This is a genomic window from Gammaproteobacteria bacterium (genome assembly GCA_015709635.1).
In the GTDB taxonomy this organism is placed as follows: domain Bacteria; phylum Pseudomonadota; class Gammaproteobacteria; order Burkholderiales; family Nitrosomonadaceae; genus Nitrosomonas.
In genome coordinates this window covers 1,808,834-1,827,318 of record CP054180.1, presented here as the reverse complement: position 1 = coordinate 1,827,318, position 18,485 = coordinate 1,808,834, and the positions used below count along the sequence as shown (strand labels likewise).

Sequence of the window (18,485 nt, the reverse complement as noted above, 5' to 3'; positions counted from 1 at the left end):
TTTTGTCTCCTTTATTTTTCAATGGGTTTAATGGTAGGAATGATCAATTTGGCATCGAATTGTTCGATTAATTCTTGTACAACCGGGTCCGATTCAATCGCTGCAATGGCTTTGGCTTGTTTTTCTTCTTCTTCGCGTTGTTGCAACGCCACCGGTGTGAGGCCGGTGATGCTACCGACGGAAAAATTCACCGCGACGGGTTTGCCAAAATAACTATCCAGCGCTGCTTGAATTTTATCCTGATATTTCTTTTCCAGCAGGTGCTTATGCACATCCGGCACGCATAATTCAATTTTGTCCCCGGTTATCGCCCGGGCCTCGCTATGCTGCGCCAGCATTTTCGCCATGCCGGTCAGTTTCAATTGCTGACTCAGTTGCGGCCAGTCGAGGAGGGCAGGTGCATCCGCTCCGGCTGGGAGGGCGGATGGCGCTACTGCCGCTCGCAGTTTATTTTCTACTTTTCCGGTTGATGCGGGGCTTGCCTGTGCTATTTGCGGCGCTTGCCGGTCTGCCGCCGGACCATCCGGCATGAACGTCAGCATGCGCAGCAGCGTCATGGTGAAACCGGCGTATTCATCGGGTGCCAAGCTCAAGTCGCTGCGTCCATGCAAAGCGATTTGATAGAACAATTGCACGTCATCGGGAGGCAACGTCTTTGCCAGCGAAAAAATGCGCGCATACTCCGGGGTATCGTCGCCGATCGCTTGCGGAACGGTTTGCGCCAGTGCGATGCGGTGCAGCACAGCGGCCAAATCCTGCAACGCGGTATCGAATGATAAACACTGCGCTTCCATTTCATCCGCCAACGACAGCAGTTGCACGCCGTTCTTTTGTGCCAGCGCTTCGAGTAGGTCGAATAAATAACCCTGATCGATGATGCCGAGCATAGCGCGGATAGCGGCTTCCTCGACTTTGCCTTCACCGAAGGCGATGGCCTGATCCAGCAGGCTTAGCGCATCGCGCATGCTGCCTTGCGCCGCGCGGGCGATCAATTGTAATGAGAGTGCATCGCAGGGGATTTTTTCCTGCACCAGTATGTGATTAATGTGCCCGGCGATTTGTCCTTGCGGAATTTGTTTCAGATTGAATTGCAAGCAGCGCGACAAAACCGTGACCGGGATTTTTTGCGGATCGGTTGTCGCCAGTACGAATTTGACATGCGCCGGGGGTTCTTCCAGCGTTTTCAGCATGGCGTTGAACGCCGATTTCGACAGCATGTGCACTTCGTCGATGATGTAAACTTTGTAACGTGCGGCGGTGGGCGCATACAGCGCGTTTTCCAGCAGTTCGCGCATGTTATCGACTTGCGTGTTGGACGCCGCGTCCAATTCGATCAGATCGATAAAGCTTCCCGCATCGATTTGCAGACATGCCGGGCAGGCGCCGCAAGGCATAGCGGTTACGCCGCTTTCACAGTTGAGCGATTTGGCCAGGATGCGGGCGATGGTGGTTTTGCCGACGCCGCGCGTGCCGGTGAACAAATACGCATGATGCAAGCGGTTTTGTTCAAGCGCATTGGTCAATGCCCTGACCACATGTTCTTGTCCAGTCAATTCCGAAAAATTTCTTGGGCGCCACTTGCGCGCAAGGACTTGTGTTTGAGGCACGTTTTTGATTGGAAAAGCGAATTAGATCCTGTTAAACCAATTCGGAAAGACAAACCCCGGTTCGTGTTGGGTGGCGAGCCCGACCCCCGGCACTCGCAAAAAATAGCTGTGGCTGCTTCCTTCCGGACCTGACCAGGTTGGCTACCTTGCAATGCGGGGAGGCCCGCCATAAACTTAGCAAAAGTTGCGGCAGTATACCAGCAGATCACCGATTACTCCAATTTCGATTACCGGAGAAATGAGGATAGGGTGTTAAACTGAAATAAATTCAAACTCAAATTTGATCTGGCCGTTATGTTATTTTTCTCCTGAGACCGGAAAAATGTATCATCATCGCGACCTATTGGACGATTTAAATAAGCCATTATCGCTGAAGGATAAAATGATCAGCGCGCACCGCTCTGTCCAGAATAAATTTCCGTTTGTTTCACGAATTGCAATCGCGCTTTACGATCCCGATACACGAGTGCTGAAAACATACCTGAATAGCAGCGACGGAGAAAATCCCTTATTACACTATCAAACATCATTAGATAATGCGCCGTCGTTAAAGGAAATCCTCGACAAAGGCCTGCCACGGGTGGTTAACAATCTGGTGACTTTTGAGAACGGCACGCACGAGCACACCCAGCGTGTCGGCCGCTCCGGCTATGCCGCGAGCTATACCATGCCGATTTTTCATGGCGGCGAGTTTCTCGGATTTTTGTTTTTCAATTCGCATGAAACGGAGGTATTCACCGAGAATGTATTGAGCATACTCGATATCTACGGACATCTGATCGCGCTGATGATCGTCAATGAACTGGCTACGTTGAAAGTGATGAATGCCGCGTTGAAAACGACCAGCGGCATCACCCATTTGCGCGATCCCGAAACGGGCAGCCATCTGGATCGCATGTCACGCTACAGCCGTATCATCGCCGAAGCGCTTGCCGAGCAATACGATTTGAACGATGCGTATATCGAGCATATCTTCATGTTTTCGCCACTGCACGATATCGGCAAGATTTCGATACCGGACAGTATTTTGCTGAAACCGGGACCGTTGAATGCGGAAGAGCGGGCGATCATGAATACCCATGCGCACAAGGGCAGGGAAATGATTGATGATATCGTCGCGAATTTTGGTTTCGGCAATATCAATCATATCGATGTGCTGCGCAATATCGCTGAATACCATCATGAAGCGGTGAACGGCAGCGGCTATCCTGCCGGCAAGCGCAACGATGAGATTCCGCTGGAAGCGCGCATCGTCGCGGTCGCCGATGTTTTTGACGCATTGACTTCACAGCGTCCGTATAAGGAAGCCTGGAGCAATGAAAAAGCATTTGCCATGCTAAAACAGCTGGCCGGTGAGAAATTGGATATCGATTGCGTGAATGCGTTGATTGAAAACCGGCAAAAAGTGGAATCGATTCAACAGCAATTTAAGGAAAATATCTATGGTTAGCAGTGTTTGACCGCAGCACCGGAATCAACTGAATTTTTCCCGCAAAATCCCTCCGCTGCAAATGACTCAAATTCGATAAAATCGGCAGCTTCGATTGAGTTTAGTAAATAGCGCATGACTGCCAGCGATTCCGTTCCCATCCTGATCAAACCCAGTGACGCCAGCACGTGGATATCTTGCATCCGGCGCGTATGGCTGGATAAATACCGGCCGGCAGCACCGGAACCCGATGCGTTTAATCGACTGCTCAGCGATCTCGGACTGGAACATGAAGCGGCGATGCTGGCCAGGCTGGAAAATCAGTACCCTGTCAGCAGGGCCGTTTCTGTTGAACATACGCAAACCTTGATGCAACAAGGCACAGCGGTAATTTATCAAGGCCGTTTGCTGGATGAACGACAAGGCTTGATCGGTTATCCCGATTTTCTGATCCGGCATGAAAGCGGTCACTACCAGGCGGCGGATGCGAAGCTTTCCTTGAGTGAGAATAAAAAGGCGATCCAGATTCAACTGGGAATCTACCGTCGGCTACTCGGTAATAATTTACCGGCGCTGGTTTTTCTCGGTGACGGTCGCACTGCGCAATTGGGCGATGAAGTCGAACCGCTGGTCGATGAATTTATCAGCGGCATGAGAGCGGTGCTGGATTTGCCGCAATCGCCGGCAGTTCGTTACAGCCACAGCAAATGCCGCATTTGTCCGCATGTGGCGTTTTGCCGTCCGGAATTTGAAGCCAAAGAAGACATCTCGTTATTGTACGGTGTGCACAGCAAGGCCGCAGATCATTTGACCGAGGCCGGGATCGCCACGATCTCGCGGCTTGCCGAGGAATCGGCCGAGTCCCTGCCGGATGCGCCGCATCTCAAAGGCAATAAGCGCAAGCACCGCGCCATTCTGCAGGCGCGCTCGATGTTGAGCGGCGAAGTATTTCAACTGAATAAAGCCGTTTTGCCGCAAGGTACCTGGATTCATTTCGATATCGAAGACAATCCGTTGACGCCGGATCGCGAACGCCATGTGTATCTGTGGGGATTCCTGGCGCCACCATACGGCAGGGAAAGCTTCGAGTATGTCTGGACCGACGCCGAAACCAGCGATTACCAGGGCTGGCTGGGTTTCTTGCAGCAAATCGAGCGCTATCGCGCACAATATTCCGACTTGGTGCTGGCGCATTATTCCAATCACGAACGAGCCACCATCGGCAAATATGCCGAGCGTTACGGCATGGCAAATCACGCCACGGTGAAATGGCTGCTGGGCACGGACAGCCCGCTGTTCGATATGCAGAATCCGGTGTTGGATTGTCTGGTTCTGCCACTGCAAGGCTATGGCTTGAAAGATATCTGCAAGCATCCGGATTTGGTGAATTTTCAATGGGAAAATGAAGAATCCGGATCGCAATGGTCGGTGGTGCAGTTCAACCGTTTTCGTGCGGAAACGAGCCTAACCGAGAAACAAAAACTGAAAACGGCCATACTGGGTTATAACCGCGATGACGTAATCGCCACGCGCAGACTGGAAGTGTGGCTGCGTGAGCGATTTTCCTGAAGGCCGTTCTGATGAAATTCCCCGCTTAGGTTAAAATACGCATTTTCCCAATCCGCATTATTTGTTGCCAAGCAAATCTTTGCATTTAGACTTGGGTGTCAATAAAAAGGAATTGTTATGAAATACCAGACCGATGATTTGCGCATTGTCGGCGTGCACGAACTGACTCCGCCGGTGGAACTGCACCGCGAATATCCGATGACGGAAAGCGCAACAGAAACCGTTTATAGCGCGCGGCAAGCGACTCATCGCATTTTGCACGGTGAGGACGACCGTTTGCTGGTTGTGGTCGGACCGTGTTCCATTCACGATGTCGATGCGGCATTGGAGTATGCGGCGCGGTTGAAGCATTTGCGCGAAAAACTCAAACCGCAATTGCAAATCGTGATGCGGGTATACTTCGAGAAACCGCGTACGACAATCGGCTGGAAAGGATTGATCAACGATCCCGATCTGGATAACAGCTTTCATATCAACAAAGGGCTGCGGACGGCGCGGCGGTTGTTGCTGGATTTGAACACCATCGGCATGCCATCCGCTACCGAGTATCTGGACCTGATCAGTCCGCAGTATTTGTCCGATCTGATCTGTTGGGCGGCGATCGGCGCGCGCACTACGGAAAGCCAAGGGCATCGCGAGCTGGCATCCGGCGTATCCTGTCCGATCGGTTTCAAAAACGGTACCTACGGCAATTTGAATATCGCCATCGATGCGATTGCGGCGGCTTCCCGTCCGCATCATTTCTTGTCCGTGACCAAGGAAGGGCATACCGCCATTTTTGCCACCAAAGGCAACGAAGACTGCCACATCATTCTGCGCGGCGGGCGTAAAACGAATTACGATGCGGCAAGCGTCACCTCAGCAGTGGAAGAATTACAAAAAGCCAAACTGCCGCCGCGTTTGATGGTCGACTTTAGTCATGCCAACAGTCATAAGGATTACCGCCGCCAGGTTGAGGTGGCGGCCGATGTGGCGGAACAGATTGCCAGCGGCAGTGCTACCATCTGCGGCGTGATGATCGAAAGCCATTTGGTCGAAGGTAATCAAAAGGCCGACGGCAAGAAACGCGAAGAGCTGGTGTACGGGCAAAGCATCACCGATGGTTGCATCAGTTTTGAAGCGACGGAACGCGTGTTGCACCAGCTTGCCGAAGCGGTCGAGAAACGTAGAAAGAAATAACCTTGGGAAACGCTGATTAATTGACTATACGAGCGAATCACTTCGTTGCGCGGTACTCGCTTCCTCGCCTATCTTGTTGATATGTCTCGGTTGCTGTGTTCCGTGCGCCTCGTGCTTCATCTCGTTCGCCGAATTAATCAGCGTTTCCCTAGTTTTCTGATTCTGTTTCCTCCGGAGGCTGCAATGGAGGAGGCCGGCAGGATACCTAAGCGCGGAGGAAGGAATGCTTAAAATTCTGGTGACCGGCGCAACCGGTCAAATCGGCGTGGAATTGACGCAGGTGCTGCGCGAGCGTTACGGCGCGGATCACGTGATCGCCGCCGGGCACCGCCGTGAGCCGCCCGGTCATCTGGCGCATTCCGGTCCCTATTACAGTCTCGACGTGCGCAACGCGGCGGCGCTCGATGCGCTGGTGCCGGAGCAGGGCATTACCGTCATTTATCACCTCGCCGCACTACTTTCCGCCGTGGCCGAGGAGCAGCCGCTGCAGGCCTGGGATATCAACATGAATGGTCTGCTGAACGTGCTGGAAAGCGCGCGCAAGCACCGTTGCCAGGTGTTTTTTCCCAGTTCCATCGCCGCGTTCGGTCCGGGAACTCCCGCATTCGATACGCCGCAGGATACCGTGCAACATCCTTCGACAATCTATGGCATTACCAAGGTCACCGGCGAACTGTTGTGCGATTACTATCATCGCCGTTACGGCATCGACGCGCGCGGTGTGCGCTATCCCGGATTGATTTCGAACCAGGTGCTGCCGGGCGGCGGTACCACCGACTATGCGGTGGATATCTTTTACGCCGCGGTGAAACAGCGGCATTACGATTGTTTCCTGAGTTCCGGCACGCAACTCGATATGATGTACATGCCCGACGCCATTGACGCCGCGATTCAATTGATGGAAGCCGATGCCAGCCGGATGACGCACCGCAATGGCTTTAACGTTACCGCGATGAGTTTCACGCCGGCGCAACTGGCGGCGGCCATCCAACAGCATTTACCCGATTTCACGATCAGTTACGCCATCGATCCGCTGCGCCAGGCGATCGCCGATTCCTGGCCGCGTCATATGGACGACAGCGCCGCCCGCGCCGAATGGGGCTGGCAGCCGCGTTACGATGTAGCGGCGATGGTGGCCGATATGCTGACGCATATCACGGCGAAATTACGCAACGAATAACCGGAGGGTGTCATGACGCTTGCAAAAATAGAACCGTTGTTCCAAGTAAAACTCAATCAACTGCAACAACAGGGCGTGCGCAAGGGCGACGAGAAAATCGTCAGCGGCGTGCTGCCGCCGTCCGCCGGTTTCGGCCCGCGCTACCGCTTGCAAGGTTATGACGAACGTGTATTTTTGCGCATGAATTCGAATTCTTATCTGGGGCTGGCGCGGCATCCGGCGGTCATTGAAGCGGAAGCGCGTGCGGTCGAGGAATACGGCGCCGGTCCCGGCGCAGTGCGTTTTATCAGCGGTACGTACGCGCCGCACGTCGAGCTGGAGCGGCGGTTGGCGGCGTTTCACGGGCGCGAAGCGGTTATGTTGTTCAGCGCCGCTTATGCGACGATGACCGGCGTGCTGCCGCAGTTGATTTCCGAACAAACGCTGGTGGTCAGCGATGCGCTGAATCACAATTGCATCATCAACGCGATCCGCCTGGCGCATCCCGCCGGGAAAGCAATTTATGCGCACGGCGATATGCGTGAGCTGGAAAATATTCTGAGTACCAACCGCGAGCGCTATCAACGGGTGTGCGTCGTGACCGACGGGATTTTCAGCATGCGCGGCGATTATGCGCCGCTGGCCGAACTTGCTGTGTGTTGCGACAAGCACCAGGGTGATTATGCAGAAGGAATTATTACCGTGCTGGACGATTCGCACGGCATCGGCGCTTTCGGCGACACCGGACGTGGCACCGAGGAAGTCACCGGTGCCCGCGCGGATGTGCTGGTCGCCACGCTCGGCAAGGCGTTCGGCGTCAACGGCGGTTACGTTGCCGCCAGCGCCACGGCTATCGCTTACTTGCGGGAAACCGCGCCGCTGTATATCTATTCCAATCCGATCACACCGGCTGAAGCGGCTGCCGCATTAGCTGCATTGGATATTTTGGAGAGCCCAGAAGGTGCGTATTTGCTGGAGCGATTGCATAATTTCAGTTGCAAACTGAGATCCGGATTGCAACGGCTGGGTTTTGAAACACTGTCAGGAGAACATCCCATCGTTCCGGTCTTCATTCGCGATACCGCCAAGACTGCTGCCTTGGTCGCGTATTTATTCGAGCATAACATCCTCGCTACCGGTCTGAATTATCCAGTCGTGCCGCAAGGCGATCAGGAAATCCGTCTGCAAGTTTCCGCCGAACATACGGAGAAGGATGTGGACTATTTACTCAATGTGCTGGCGGATTTTCGCCAGTAGTGGCGGATCCGGTCTCAGGCCATTTCAGTGCGCGGACAGAGGGAAAAATGAACCCTTCAATGCGGCAGAATAATGAAAAATAGCAGCAGAATTCATGGCATTGAATTATTTCGCGGCATCCTGAGTTTGATTCTTTATCTCTTTTGAGATTTCTTCCATTTTTCCCTGAGCTTCTTCAGAAGCATCCTTTACGGCACTCGTGACATCTTCGATAGCATCGCGCGCTTTTTCGTTAGGGCGCCGGTCTAGCGCATCGTTGACTTTGTCCATGACCTTTTCCGTGGTACCCGCCGGTTTTTGTTCACAGGCGGCTAAAGTCAATAGCGCTATCATCATCATAAAAAGGCAGCGTAGTTTCATGTTCATTTTTCTCTTGTTGATTGGAACAAAGTGCTGAGCCCACCTGGCTGTTTTTGATTTAGCCAGGTGGACTTTTGCGCTATTTTACATTGGGGCAATCCATGTAATTGGGGTGCGATGTGATTACAATCGCCACACGGTTTTCCTGATCGGGTGTGTTGTCCGCGCCCGGAACTTCACCGATTGGTTTGGCGATGAGTTGACTGGGTTTTGCGCCATTGGCGACTAATCGTTGTATCATCGCCTGGGCTCTTCTTTCCGATAAATCCCGATTGTATTCCGCTTTGCCGACCGTATCCGTGGAGGCAGTGACGGTTGCAGTCGCATCGGGGTGCGCTTGTAGCCAGCTACCCACTTTGCTGATCGTTTCGTCTTTGGTTTTAAAGGGCACCGCGCTGCCCGTTTTGAAGTACGCGACGGTATCGTGAATCGCTTCTTTTTTATGGTGGTTATGGCCGTGTACTTCCGTCAACCACAGACACATTGCCTTCTCCGCTTCCAAACGATGACGCGCGGCTGATTTCGCGGCATCCAACGCCTTCTGCTTCTCGTTGATATTCCAGTAGTGATTTTTTTCAAGATGACCCAGAATCTCATTAGCGGTCTCCAGATCTTCTTCCGATTGCTCTTGATGCAGCATGGCTTGTCCGTAGTGACCCGATCTGGCGGCTTTAATTTCGGCCTTCAGATCTTCCGTATCGGTTTTGGGTGTAGCGCAGGCGGTTAAAAACAGTATCGAAATTGCAAGCGGTAAGCAGTGATATTTTTTCATGATGATATCCTCGTGATTGAATGAGCCGTAGCAGGACTACTCGCCACTATCCAACGGGCCGTAGCTGGTCCAATAGCCGGGATAATGCAGGCCAAAATAACGGCTGTCTTCACTGAAACGATTCCAGACATAAGCCGGTGAGGCAAATTCACTCGTTGGAATCGGCGAAGTGATGACTTCCACGCCGCCCACCAGTGTCCGGCTTACTCCATGGACAATTCCGCGGATAACACCCCACGTCAGACCTAGAAAAATGTTTTCATCGTTGGTGATATTGATCACGTTTTTGGGAATTTCGATAAAGCCGAAGGCAATATTGGCAATGCCCTGGCTGAGTTTGTCGATAAAGTTACTTTCCGCTCTGGCGGGTGACGTCATCATGAGAGAACACGTCAGAATGCAGGCAATCAGGATTTTATTTTTACTCATGAGTAGCTCCCTGTTTTTAGAATTGAAACTACACGAGACCACGCACAGACACCTAAAAGCGCAGATCTCATATCGATCTTTACTTTGATTGCTGACTTGCTTGGAAATTTATTTAAAGCCCGCTTCTATGGTAAGCCCATTAATTGGGTAAATAAATAAGTGTTTGCTTATTTCTGACTAAGTTAATTGCTTATATTTGGGAAAACTCTGAATTTGCCTTGCCTGGCCATCGCTTGTTCCCTTTTCAGAGCTTCCTTAGTACGATATACCAGTAGTTACAACCAACCAATCCGTTTGAAACGCATATAGAGAAAGAAACAAGCCAAGCAAATGGTCATGAGCGCTAGCGGGTAACCGTATTCCCATTGTAATTCAGGCATATGCTCGAAGTTCATCCCCCAAATTCCGACTAATGCCGTAGCGGCAGCGAAAATCCCCGCCCAGGCGGCGAGGCGCTTGCTGACCTCATTGTTTTCGATAGCGCCAATGGACAGATTGACTTGGATAGCGGTGCTGATGGTATCCCGGATGGTGTCGATGGAGGCGTTAATCCGGATCAAATGATCGTAGACATTGCGGAAGTAGTCGCGAATATTGGAGCACAACACGGGCCCGCGGTTACTCGACAGCTTGCCGGCAACTTCCATGAGCGGAGCGACCACATGTTTCAGGATCATGATTTTCCGCTTGAGTGCGTAGAGCCTTTCGATATTGCTGAGACCGGCTTCTTTGGTGAAAATCTGCTCTTCGATTTCTTCCAATTCGGATTCCAGCCGGTCGATGGTGGGAAAATAACGATCGACAACGGCATCCATCAGCGCATACAGGACAAATCCTGCTCCTTGCTGCAGCAGAAGTGGTTCCCGCTCGCAGCGTTCGCGCACTCCGAGAAAATGTTGCTGGCTGTGGTTCCTGACCGACAAAATATAATTGGGGCCGACGAAAATATGCATCTCGCCGAGACTCATGTCGCCATTGTGATATTCGAGCAAATGCATGACAACGAAGACCGACTCCCCGTATTCCTCGAGTTTGGGGCGCTGGTGGCCGTGATGCGCATCTTCCACCGCCAGTTCATGAAGATCGAACTCTCTTCTCAATTTCTCCAGTTCTTCGTGACTGGCATCGCGCAGCGCAACCCAGACAAAACACCCCGGCCGTTCCAGGTAGTCGCTGATTTCTTCAACTGCAAGATCGGCCAAGCGCGCGCCGTTTTCGTAAGCAACACAATTGATGAGCACGTTAAAATCCTTGCCTTGGTTAAGAAATGCCAGTCTACCCATTTCATACCGGATGCACTAGGAAAACTCTGAAAAAGGGAACGAGCGATGGTCAGATTTGGCGGAACCAGAAAAATAATATAGTGCACATTAGCGGCGAGGAGATAGATGTATTACGATAGCCAACCATAAAGCTCAAACTTGATGAGCTGAAACCTCACTTAATTACGGCGATCCGCAATGCGGATTGCTTTGACGGCATACACTCAGGGTATACGGTAATGAATGAGTATCAAACCGATAACAACTTCCCAAAAGATTTCCTGGTATTCCGGGAGGCGGGATTCTCCGATCCGGATGATCCAAACCGGCCTAACCGCTTATGTGTTTGCTTCAGCGATGTGCATTTCACCGACGGAACGGTCGGTAATCAGAGCGCTGAAACCGTGGTTTGGGAAAACGTATTTGGCCGGATCAAGGAATTGTGCCGCCAGCATGACGTGCGGGAACTGTATCTGCTATTGGCGGGAGATGTCGCCGACATGATCCGTACCGCGCAGTGGGCAAAAACCGGTGTCTATCCTTGGGAGCGGGATAAACCGCAATTCAGAGAAAATCTGCAAGAAATTATCGAAGGAATTATTGAAAATCATAGTAGACCTGACGCTCAATCGGGATTTTTCCATCGGCTCAAACGCTTAGTTGTAAACGATCATAGTGAGACTTCTACCAAGCCGGGATTTTTCTACTGGCTCAACCGCCTCTCAAAGGACCTGAGCAATGTCAGGATTCAGAAACTGGTGCTGCTCGGTAACCACGATAAGGAGATGCTGGCCGACAACGCAACGTTAAAGAGGTTTTATGAGGAATGTTTGGGGCAACCCTTGCCGGCTTTATCAGTGAACTACAAACAATGGATCGGGCAAATGTATTTCAGCAATCCGGATCATTATTTAAACGATCATCCGGATACTGCGCCATGGCTGCCATTTTACTGGGGGGATCGAGGTTTCAGGCTCTTCGTCACCCATGGGCAATGGAGGGACGAGGACAATTGCCGCGCCGTCAAGGTTAACTTGGAACTGCCCGGCTGGAAGGTGAGTGACGGCTGGGATTTGAATACTTGGCAGAAACTTCACTATAGCCCTTTTACCGAGCCATGTTTCGGCGATACGGTGGCTGCCGGACTATTGGCAGGTTTCATATTCCGGACCAAGGCGCAATTGCAGAGCCTGATCAAGGATGAGCCGCACTTGCGCGATGAAATCGAGCGGCTACTGCGGATTTTGGACGAATTGGATCTATACCGGCCGACTTATTTGGCTGTGGGAAGAATGATCGAGGAGACCTGGCGATTGCGGAAAAAGGGCGGAGACCTTATGCAAGCCAATGCAATCATAGAAAAGCAACTGAGTTCTTCCATGTACCAATGGTTGAGCTGGGATTTTACCCGGCAAAGTGCCAGGCCGCTGTTTAGAGTTGCCATCATGTGCACTAAGATCTTGCTATCGGTGATAAAGCTCTTCAGCGCGCGGCTTGAATTGGGAGCGATCTATTTGCTGATGCGAGGTTTGTCTAAACTGAAAACCGGATTGATGACTTCCAGCGATTCACCTTCTTACAAGGAAATTCTGGGTTTTCCGGCTTTTTTGCCGGAATATCGCAATTACGGCTTCCGCATTCATAGCGAAGGCCATACCCATATTTCCCTGCAGGAAGAATTGTATTTTCCGGAACCGGCTAATTCCCCGAATCATAAAAGTTATACCTATATCAACCTAGGGGCTTGGCGTGATCAGATCGTGACCGCGAGAAAAGGAAAATACCGCCGGCGCGGTATCGGACGGACGTTATGTATCCTTGATCTTGTTCCGGATGCTGGAGAAGATCACGAACGCCGCTATTCCTATTGGATCGAGGATACCATGAGCTGGGGCGACAATTTGGATCGGCTGTAATATCTGATTCGGCAGCCTCGAAGGTGAGCTGAGCATTTTGCTTTGGTAAATTCTGCTTATAAGACCCGCCTATACTGCATACGAGCTATTACTTCTCATTATTTACAAACCGCAAGCCAATTAAAATGACATCTTTGTTGCTGTTAATGCCAAAAACATGGAAGATATCAAGGAACAGTCTATTTGATTGTTAGGCCCTGTTGCTACTGATGGGCTGCAGCAGCAGAAGCCTCTTGAATGCAACCCAAGTTTAAATAATTACTGGAGGACATCATGCTATCGAAAGCCGGATTTGAGTACTTGCTTCGTCTTACGGATTGGTTCCACGGTCACTGGGAGGATCCAGAATGGGGAAAGCGCCCCACAACCCAGATCATGATAGCGTTAGCTGTTCGAGATCTTGCTTCTGGAATTCAAGATGCGGAGCTTCGCGCACAAATTAATGCTGCCTCGGACAAAATTGTTGCAAAGAATAGTCAATTGGTGGCAAAAACATGATTCACATTTCTGATTAACACAACATTCAACCGGACCTTCGCTATTTCTAGCGCAGGCCGGTTATCTCAATGTTAGCCATCCAAGACCGTTCGTTTGTACTGACCTTGGTCAAGTAAAACCGGATAATCCGGTTAAACGACTTTTTTCACACCCGTTACGGTGATTGCGATTAATTTTTAGATTTGATTGTATGTGTCAGTAACGATGATATTTTTGTTTCATACATTACGCATTAGAAACAAAAGAGGCGGTGCTTTTTTATAATTTATTTGTTTCTATTGGCGTCCCCAAGGGGATTCGAACCCCTGTTACCGCCGTGAAAGGGCGATGTCCTAGGCCTCTAGACGATGGGGACAAAGATGGATGTGTATAGCACCGCTTCATCCAGTAGATACTGGTGGAGATAAGCGGGATCGAACCGCTGACCTCTTGCATGCCATGCAAGCGCTCTCCCAGCTGAGCTATACCCCCTGATCAAAGGAAGGGGGATTATACTGATGCCATGATGGCTTGTAAAGCAAAGATCATCCCGGGAAACTGCCAAGGTGGCTGTTCATGCGTTTCAGTGTTTCTTCCCGCCCAATCAGTGCCAGAACGGCATCGATCGAGGGTGTGTGAACTTCGCCGGTTACCATGACCCGTAGCGGCATGGCAATTGCCGGTAATTTGACATTGTGTGCTTTGGCGGCGGTTTTTATTTCCTGGTGAATCGTTTCGCGTGTCCATTCAATCCGTTTGAATGTTTCCAACAAACCGGTCACGATCGGCTTGGCAGCCGCGGTCAAATGCTGTGTTTTCAGCTCTTCAGCCGGTTCCAGCGGGCGGTAAAAGTACACTGCGGCATCCGCCAGTTCTTCGATGGTGTTGACACGTTCCTTGAGCAGTTCGACGACTTGTGCCAGATCCGGGCCGCCATCGAAACGGCAATTATCATTCGTCAGAAAAGGCGCGGCCAGTTCAGCCAGCCGGGCATTATCTGTCGTTTTCAGATATTGCTGGTTGATCCAATGCAGTTTTTCCGGATTGAATTTGGCTGGAGAGCGGCTGATTGCGGATAAATCGAACCATTCGACCAATTGCTCACGGCTGAAGATTTCCTCGTCACCGTGCGACCATCCGAGCCGTGCCAGGTAATTCAACAGCGCTTCCGGCAGATAACCGTCGTCGCGATATTGCATGACCGACACAGCGCCGTGCCGCTTCGACAAACGCTCGCCGTTGGCACCGAGAATCATCGGCACATGCGCGTATTCCGGCAGCGTTGCATTCAGCGCTTTGAGAATATTGATCTGGCGCGGCGTGTTGTTGACGTGATCGTCGCCGCGGATGACGTGGGTGATATGCATATCCAGATCGTCGACTACCACGCTGAAATTGTACGTCGGCACGCCATCGCCGCGTAGCAGCACCAAATCGTCCAGTTCGCTGTTGGCTACGGTGATCTTTCCTTTGATTTGATCATGGAATGTGACATAACCTTCCAGCGGATTTTTGAAGCGGAGTACCGGTTTCACACCGGCCGGCGGGGTTTTTTTGCTATCGCGCCAACGGCCGTCGTAGCGTGGTTTCAGACCGGCCGCCAATTGCTGTTCGCGCATTTCCTCCAATTCTTCCTTGCTGGCGTAGCAATAATAGGCTTGGTTATTTTGCAGCAATTGCTCGGCTATTTCATGATAACGCGCTAACCGCTGCATCTGATAAAACGGCCCTTCGTCGTAATCCAACCCCAGCCATGCCATGCCATCCAGAATCGCCTGGATCGATTGCTGTGTGGAGCGTTCCAGATCGGTATCTTCGATACGCAGGATAAATTTTCCGCCATGCTTACGAGCATAAGCCCAGGAAAAAAGCGCTGTGCGTGCGCCGCCAATGTGGAGATAACCGGTCGGGCTGGGTGCGAATCGTGTGCGTACCATCATGATTGTCGGATTGTCTTTGCGTCAATGATAAGAAAGGCGATAGTTTACGCGATTCCAATGCGTATGTTGATAGCCGTATGCAAGCCAAAGCCGATTATAATGTGCGCAATTTTCAATTCCGGTGTCTTTTGTGTGCATGACTCCACTGCGTTTTCTACATGACTGATTTGATCCATGATTTGATTTTTGCCGCTGCGGAACGGACGCCGGGCGCTGCGGCTTTGTTCTATCAGGATCGGCGCATCGGCTATGCTGCTTTGGCCGGGCAGGTTGCGGCAACGGCGGGCGGCTTGCACGAACTGGGCTTAGGCCGCGGCGAACGTGTGGCGGTTTATCTGGAGAAACGCTTCGAGACGGTGATTGCGCTCTTTGCCGCCGCGGCTGCGGGCGGTGCTATGGTTCCGGTGAATCCGGTGCTGAAGGCGGAGCAGGTAGCTTATATTCTGATCGATTGCAATGTCAGGATACTGGTCACTTCGCCGGAGCGGCTGAAGTTGCTGCAAACGGTATTGCCGCTTTGCCATGACTTGCATACCGTGATTGTGGCGGGCGTCGGCAACAATCTTCCGGTCATCACCGGATTGACGGTCGTCGGCTGGGAAACGGTTGCGGAAAGCGGTGAGCGCCCGCTAGCGAGAGTCATCGACAGCGACATGGCCGCGATTATTTATACTTCGGGCAGTACCGGAAAGCCGAAAGGCGTAGTGCTGTCGCATCGTAATCTGCTGGCGGGTGCGAAAAGTGTCGCGCAGTATTTGCAAAACCGTCCGGATGACCGGATCCTGACCGTGTTGCCGCTAAGCTTCGATTATGGATTGAATCAGTTGACGACCGCTTTTTATGCCGGTGCGGCTGATGTATTGATGAATTATCTGCTGCCACGCGACATCATCCGCATCGTCGACGAACAGCAAATTACCGGTCTCGCGGCCGTGCCGCCGTTATGGGTTCAATTGGCGCAACTCGATTGGGGAAAGGCATCGTCGTTGCGCTACATAACGAATTCCGGCGGCGCCATGCCGCATGCAACATTGCGTCAATTGCGCGGCGCTTTGCCGCACACGGAAATTTTTTTAATGTACGGTTTTACCGAAGCGTTCCGTTCGACGTACCTGGCGCCGGAAGAACTCGCCCGGCGTCCGGATTCCATCGGCAAAGCGGTGCCGAATGCCGAAGTATTGGTGTTGCGCGAAGACGGTTCGCCGTGTGCGCCGGGCGAGCCGGGTGAACTGGTACATCGCGGCGCTTTGGTGGCATTGGGCTATTGGAATGATGCGGAAAGAACCGCGCAGTGTTTCAAACCGGTGAAAGCGCGCCAGGCCGGATTGCCCCTGACGGAGATCGCCGCCTGGTCCGGCGATACCGTGCGCATGGATGAAGAGGGATTTTTGTATTTCATTGAGCGTCGCGACGAGATGATCAAAACCTCGGGTTACCGGGTCAGTCCGACCGAGGTGGAAGAGGTGGCTTATGCCTCGTCATGGGTTGCGGAAGCGGTTGCCGTCGGTGTGCCGCATCCCGTTTTGGGGCAAGCGATCGCGCTGATCGCTACGGCGCGTAACGGCGCGAAAGCGGATGTGAATCTGTTGCTGCAGGCGTGTAAGCAGCGCCTGCCGGCGTATATGTTACCGAGTCATGTTGAATTGCGTGAGGGCAATCTGCCGCGCAATCCGAACGGTAAAATAGACCGCAAATTACTCTCGCAGGAAATGCAATATTTGTTTACGGAGTCCGATCAGTGAGCAATTCACTTCCGGAACATGCGCCGCTTGTGCAATTTCCCGTGCACGAGGATTGCTTGCAAATTGGCGGTATGGCATTGACCCGGCTGGCGCAGCGTGTTGGTAGCACGCCATTTTATGCCTACGACCGGGGAAAAATCAGCGAACGGATCGCTTTATTGCGCCGGCATTTGCCGCAGGAGATTTTGCTGCACTACGCGATGAAAGCCAACCCGATGCCGGCCGTGGTGCAGCATGTGGCCGGTTTGGTCGATGGCATCGATGTTGCATCGGCTGGCGAAATGCGCGTGGCGCTGGATACGGTTTTGCCGCCGGGCAGAATCAGTTTTGCCGGGCCGGGAAAAAGGGAATACGAGTTGCGTAGCGCGATTGCGGCGGGTGTTATGCTGAATGTCGAGTCTGTGCAAGAAATGGAATTAGTCGCGCAACTGGGAACGGATCTGGGGATTACACCCAAAATAGCCATTCGCGTTAACCCGGATTTTGAGCTCAAATCCTCCGGTATGAAAATGGGCGGCGGACCGAAGCCGTTCGGCATCGACGCCGAATGCGTGCCGGATATATTGAAACGATTGGCTGCACTGAGGTTGGATTTTTATGGGTTTCACATATTCAGCGGTTCGCAGAATCTGAATGCCAGTGCGCTGCAGGAAGCGCATGCTAAATCCTTGCAACTTGCCATCCGGCTAGCCGAACATGCACCAGCGCCGGTACGGCTGCTGAATATCGGCGGCGGTTTCGGCGTACCGTATTTTCCCGGCGAGCGGGCACTGGATTTGGCCGCCGTTGGCGGAAATTTACAGTGCCTGATGCCGGAAGTTCAGCGGCAGTTGCCGGGTGCCCGGGTTGCGCTTGAATTGGGCCGGTATATCGTCGCGGAAGCTGGGATTTATGTGTGCCGGGTGCTCGAGCGCAAGGTGTCGCGCGGACAAGTCTTTCTCATTACGGATGGCGGATTGCATCATCATCTGGCGGCTTCCGGCAATTTCGGCCAGGTTATCCGCAAAAACTATCCGGTGATTATCGGCAATAAAGTCCGCGGCGCGGAAAGGGAAGTGGTATCCGTCACGGGGCCATTGTGCACACCGTTGGATGTACTCGCCGATCAATTGCCGATGGCCAAGGCATCTGCAGGCGATCTGGTCGTCGTGTTGCAGTCGGGTGCCTACGGCTTAACCGCCAGCCCCATTGCTTTTCTGAATCATCCCGTACCGATCGAAGTATTGGTTTAATCATGGGATTTCGTCATCTTCTGCATAGATGTTGTTAAATGTGCACAAGTGCTTATCTTTGCTGCAATTCTGCTGTTAAATGATGAAGATCAGTTGAATATTCGCTTTAAATATACTTAAATGGCTGTGCTGCGGTTAGTTTGTATTACTTGTTG

General features: G+C 52.1%; 15 protein-coding genes, 2 tRNA genes and 1 other RNA gene. 9 read left to right on the top strand and 9 right to left on the bottom strand.

What is annotated here, in order from left to right; translation table 11 throughout:
* Positions 1-11 precede the first annotated feature (11 nt).
* Both dnaX and ffs read right to left on the bottom strand, forming a co-directional pair.
* A complete protein-coding gene (gene dnaX, locus HRU78_08605; protein QOJ23705.1) occupies positions 12-1,607 on the bottom strand; it encodes a DNA polymerase III subunit gamma/tau in 1,596 nt (531 codons plus the stop codon).
* A 69-nt stretch (positions 1,608-1,676) separates the two neighbouring features.
* An RNA gene (gene ffs / locus HRU78_08600) (signal recognition particle sRNA small type) lies at positions 1,677-1,775 on the bottom strand.
* A gap of 154 nt (positions 1,776-1,929) precedes the next feature.
* On the opposite strand from ffs, the gene HRU78_08595 reads away from it, so the two are divergent.
* From HRU78_08595 to HRU78_08575, 5 genes are all read left to right on the top strand, one after another.
* Positions 1,930-3,057, top strand: a complete 1,128-nt coding sequence (locus HRU78_08595; GenBank protein ID QOJ23704.1) for an HD domain-containing protein — start codon at positions 1,930-1,932, stop codon at positions 3,055-3,057.
* A gap of 114 nt (positions 3,058-3,171) precedes the next feature.
* Positions 3,172-4,605 carry a TM0106 family RecB-like putative nuclease gene (locus HRU78_08590; protein ID QOJ23703.1) on the top strand — a complete coding sequence of 478 codons (1,434 nt, stop codon included), beginning with the start codon at positions 3,172-3,174 and terminating at the stop codon, positions 4,603-4,605.
* 117 nt (positions 4,606-4,722) lie between these two features.
* Positions 4,723-5,784, top strand: a complete 1,062-nt coding sequence (gene aroG, locus HRU78_08585; protein QOJ23702.1) for a 3-deoxy-7-phosphoheptulonate synthase AroG — start codon at positions 4,723-4,725, stop codon at positions 5,782-5,784.
* A 223-nt stretch (positions 5,785-6,007) separates the two neighbouring features.
* Positions 6,008-6,964, top strand: coding sequence for an NAD-dependent epimerase/dehydratase family protein (locus HRU78_08580; protein ID QOJ23701.1), 957 nt, complete (start codon positions 6,008-6,010; stop codon positions 6,962-6,964).
* A 12-nt stretch (positions 6,965-6,976) separates the two neighbouring features.
* Positions 6,977-8,200: an aminotransferase class I/II-fold pyridoxal phosphate-dependent enzyme gene (locus HRU78_08575; protein QOJ23700.1), complete on the top strand. Its 1,224-nt coding sequence runs from the start codon at positions 6,977-6,979 to the stop codon at positions 8,198-8,200.
* Positions 8,201-8,305: 105 nt separating this feature from the next.
* On the opposite strand, the gene HRU78_08570 is transcribed toward HRU78_08575, so the two are convergent.
* The 4 genes from HRU78_08570 to corA form a co-directional block, all read right to left on the bottom strand.
* A complete protein-coding gene (locus HRU78_08570) occupies positions 8,306-8,560 on the bottom strand; it encodes a hypothetical protein (protein ID QOJ23699.1) in 255 nt (84 codons plus the stop codon).
* Positions 8,561-8,639: 79 nt separating this feature from the next.
* Complete coding sequence (locus HRU78_08565) at positions 8,640-9,332, bottom strand: OmpA family protein (protein QOJ23698.1); 693 nt, start codon at positions 9,330-9,332, stop codon at positions 8,640-8,642.
* A 36-nt stretch (positions 9,333-9,368) separates the two neighbouring features.
* A complete protein-coding gene (locus tag HRU78_08560) occupies positions 9,369-9,761 on the bottom strand; it encodes an exosortase system-associated protein, TIGR04073 family (protein QOJ23697.1) in 393 nt (130 codons plus the stop codon).
* A gap of 275 nt (positions 9,762-10,036) precedes the next feature.
* Complete coding sequence (corA, locus tag HRU78_08555; GenBank protein QOJ24979.1) at positions 10,037-11,002, bottom strand: magnesium/cobalt transporter CorA; 966 nt, start codon at positions 11,000-11,002, stop codon at positions 10,037-10,039.
* Between the two features lie 260 nt (positions 11,003-11,262).
* Between corA and HRU78_08550 the strand changes: the two genes are divergently transcribed.
* The gene (locus HRU78_08550; GenBank protein ID QOJ23696.1) at positions 11,263-12,939 is read left to right on the top strand and encodes a hypothetical protein; all 1,677 of its coding nucleotides are present in this window, start codon (positions 11,263-11,265) and stop codon (positions 12,937-12,939) included.
* 273 nt (positions 12,940-13,212) lie between these two features.
* A complete protein-coding gene (locus tag HRU78_08545) occupies positions 13,213-13,437 on the top strand; it encodes a hypothetical protein (GenBank protein ID QOJ23695.1) in 225 nt (74 codons plus the stop codon).
* Between the two features lie 279 nt (positions 13,438-13,716).
* On the opposite strand, the gene HRU78_08540 is transcribed toward HRU78_08545, so the two are convergent.
* From HRU78_08540 to gltX, 3 genes are all read right to left on the bottom strand, one after another.
* A tRNA-Glu gene (locus HRU78_08540) sits at positions 13,717-13,792 on the bottom strand.
* A 40-nt stretch (positions 13,793-13,832) separates the two neighbouring features.
* Positions 13,833-13,908: transfer RNA gene (locus HRU78_08535), tRNA-Ala, on the bottom strand.
* 53 nt (positions 13,909-13,961) lie between these two features.
* A complete protein-coding gene (gene gltX, locus HRU78_08530) occupies positions 13,962-15,353 on the bottom strand; it encodes a glutamate--tRNA ligase (protein QOJ24978.1) in 1,392 nt (463 codons plus the stop codon).
* A 161-nt stretch (positions 15,354-15,514) separates the two neighbouring features.
* On the opposite strand from gltX, the gene HRU78_08525 reads away from it, so the two are divergent.
* Both HRU78_08525 and HRU78_08520 read left to right on the top strand, forming a co-directional pair.
* Positions 15,515-17,098: an acyl-CoA ligase (AMP-forming), exosortase A system-associated gene (locus HRU78_08525; GenBank protein QOJ23694.1), complete on the top strand. Its 1,584-nt coding sequence runs from the start codon at positions 15,515-15,517 to the stop codon at positions 17,096-17,098.
* Positions 17,095-18,330, top strand: a complete 1,236-nt coding sequence (locus tag HRU78_08520; protein ID QOJ23693.1) for a pyridoxal-dependent decarboxylase, exosortase A system-associated — start codon at positions 17,095-17,097, stop codon at positions 18,328-18,330. Before HRU78_08525 ends, HRU78_08520 begins: the two co-directional genes overlap by 4 nt.
* Positions 18,331-18,485 lie beyond the last annotated feature (155 nt).

Bases quoted from the DNA above. Each gene is read 5' to 3' on its own strand.
- aroG (QOJ23702.1), top strand. From the start codon at position 4,723: ATGAAATACCAGACCGATGATTTGCGCATTGTCGGCGTGCACGAACTG.
- HRU78_08560 (QOJ23697.1), bottom strand. From the start codon at position 9,761: ATGAGTAAAAATAAAATCCTGATTGCCTGCATTCTGACGTGTTCTCTC.
- HRU78_08570 (QOJ23699.1), bottom strand. From the start codon at position 8,560: ATGAAACTACGCTGCCTTTTTATGATGATGATAGCGCTATTGACTTTA.
- HRU78_08525 (QOJ23694.1), top strand. From the start codon at position 15,515: ATGACTGATTTGATCCATGATTTGATTTTTGCCGCTGCGGAACGGACG.
- HRU78_08595 (QOJ23704.1), top strand. From the start codon at position 1,930: ATGTATCATCATCGCGACCTATTGGACGATTTAAATAAGCCATTATCG.
- HRU78_08550 (QOJ23696.1), top strand. From the start codon at position 11,263: ATGAATGAGTATCAAACCGATAACAACTTCCCAAAAGATTTCCTGGTA.
- HRU78_08590 (QOJ23703.1), top strand. From the start codon at position 3,172: ATGACTGCCAGCGATTCCGTTCCCATCCTGATCAAACCCAGTGACGCC.
- HRU78_08580 (QOJ23701.1), top strand. From the start codon at position 6,008: ATGCTTAAAATTCTGGTGACCGGCGCAACCGGTCAAATCGGCGTGGAA.
- HRU78_08575 (QOJ23700.1), top strand. From the start codon at position 6,977: ATGACGCTTGCAAAAATAGAACCGTTGTTCCAAGTAAAACTCAATCAA.
- HRU78_08545 (QOJ23695.1), top strand. From the start codon at position 13,213: ATGCTATCGAAAGCCGGATTTGAGTACTTGCTTCGTCTTACGGATTGG.
- HRU78_08565 (QOJ23698.1), bottom strand. From the start codon at position 9,332: ATGAAAAAATATCACTGCTTACCGCTTGCAATTTCGATACTGTTTTTA.
- gltX (QOJ24978.1), bottom strand. From the start codon at position 15,353: ATGGTACGCACACGATTCGCACCCAGCCCGACCGGTTATCTCCACATT.